2 protein-coding genes are annotated in these 2,114 nt (G+C 65.9%); both read right to left on the reverse strand.

The genetic code is table 11. The features are described from left to right. Positions 1-1,770: ATP-dependent helicase (locus EOA33_RS33335; protein WP_145989443.1), on the reverse strand; the 1,770-nt coding region annotated here is incomplete at its 3' end. 77 nt (positions 1,771-1,847) lie between these two features. Continuing rightward, on the reverse strand, positions 1,848-2,018 hold the full coding sequence (locus tag EOA33_RS39470; RefSeq protein ID WP_189347460.1) for a hypothetical protein: 171 nt from the start codon (positions 2,016-2,018) through the stop codon (positions 1,848-1,850). Between the last annotated feature and the right edge of the window lie 96 nt (positions 2,019-2,114).

Consider the following 2,114-nt stretch of genomic DNA (forward strand, 5'->3'; position numbering starts at 1 on the left):
GCCGTCGACTGTGTTGAGCACGAAGACGTTCTTCCATTCCTGGCCCTTGGCCGAATGGATGGTCGACAGGATGAGATAGTCTTCGTCGCGATGCGGAGGGCCGGCCTCGTCGCTGGTTGCGTCAGGCGGATCGAGCGTCAGCTCGGTGAGAAAACGCTCGCGCGACGGGTAGCCGGAGGCGATCTGCTCGAGCTGTAGGAGATCGGCGCGGCGCATCGTCGCGTCCTCATGTATGCGCTCGAGATGCGGCTCGTACCAGAGCCTGATCCGTTCCAGGTCGGCCGGCCACTTGGCGCCGGCGCGCAGGCCTTCGTAGAGCGACAGGAAGGGAGGCCAGTCCTCGGCCGCGCGCTGCGGCGGCCGGTAGCGGGCAAGCCCCATCGCCTCGTCGAGCGATGTCGCCATCGTCTCGACGATCTGCGCGGCGGCCGACGGGCCGATCCCCGGCAACAGCTGCAGCACGCGGAAGCCGGCGACGCGGTCGCGCGGATTTTCGGCAAAGCGCAGCACCGCCAGCATGTCCTTGACATGGGCGGCGTCGAGGAACTTCAGCCCGCCGAACTTGACGAAGGGGATGTTGCGGCGCGTCAGCTCGATCTCCAGCGGCCCGCTGTGATGCGAGGCGCGGAACAGCACCGCCTGCGACTTCAGCGCCGTGCCGGCCTCGCGCTCGGCGAGGATCGCCTGGCAGACATAGCTCGCCTGTTCGGCCTCGTCGCGCACGCTGACCAGGAGCGGCTTCTCGGACGATCTGCGCTCGCTCCACAGGTTCTTGGTGAAGCGCTCGGAAGCCTCGCCGATCACCGCATTGGCCGCCGCCAGGATCGTCTCGGTCGAGCGGTAGTTGCGCTCCAGCGTGACGATCGACGCTTGCCGGGCGAACTGCTTTGGGAAGTCGAGGATGTTGCGCACTTCCGCGGCGCGGAACGAGTAGATCGACTGCGCGTCGTCGCCGACCACGGTCAGCCCGGAGCCGTCGGGCTTCAGCGCCGTCAGGATCGACGCCTGCAGCCGGTTGGTGTCCTGGTATTCGTCGACCAGCACATGGTCGAAGCGCGACGACAGATGCGCCGCGATCTCCGGCTCGGTCGCCATCTGCGCCCAGTAAAGCAGCAGGTCGTCGTAATCGAGCACGTTCTGTGCCTGCTTGGCCTCGACATAGGCCGAAAACAGTTCCTTGAGCTGGTCTGCCCAGCCAGCGCACCACGGAAACACCGCGCCCAGCACCTCGCCGAGCGGCGTCTGCGCGTTGACGGCGCGCGAATAGATCTGCAGGCAGGTGCCCTTGGTCGGGAAGCGGCCCTCGGTCTTGGAGAAGCCAAGCTCGTGCCGGGCAAGGTTCATCAGGTCGGCGGAATCCTCGCGGTCATGGATGGTGAAGGCGGGGTTGAGGCCGATCTCCAGCGCATAGTCGCGCAAGAGCCTGGCGCCAATGCCGTGGAAGGTGCCGGCCCAGAAGAGCGCGTCGGCGATGACGGAAGCGTCGCGCCCCAGCACCTCGCCGGCGATCCGCTCGACGCGCTTGGCCATTTCAGATGCAGCGCGACGGGAAAAGGTCATCAACAGGATCCGGCGCGGATCAGCGCCCTTGACGATCAGATGCGCCACGCGATGCGCGAGCGTGCTTGTCTTGCCGGAACCGGCGCCGGCGATGACCAGCAGCGGCGGCGCGACCTGGCCGTCGCCATGCTCGACGGCCAGCCGCTGCTCGGCATTGAGCTTGTCGAGATAGGCAGGCCGGAAAGACGAATCACGGATGGCGAGGTTCATCGCCCATCAAGCATCGTTTCCGCTTTGTTCGCAATGGTTGCGACGCTGCCAATCTCCGCCAGGGGAGTTTGGCTTGCCTACCGCCGTGTCTCTACGCCCATTGCCGCCGACTGGCGCCGCAGCGACCGGCGTTCCTCATCCTCCGGCAGCGGCAGTGGCTCGAAGCTGTCGGGCACCTCGTCGATGACCTTCTTGGCGAAGCGGTAGGTCGCATAGGCGAACAGGCCAACAATCAGCAGACGGAACATGATCAATTCTCCTTCGGCGGACCAACCGGGGAGGGGGCATTTTGTTCCGCCGTCTTCCTCGCCACCTGCTCGAAGTGCAACCAATCAGCCATCCCC

Source organism: Mesorhizobium sp. M4A.F.Ca.ET.050.02.1.1 (assembly GCF_003997725.1).
Classification (GTDB): domain Bacteria; phylum Pseudomonadota; class Alphaproteobacteria; order Rhizobiales; family Rhizobiaceae; genus Mesorhizobium.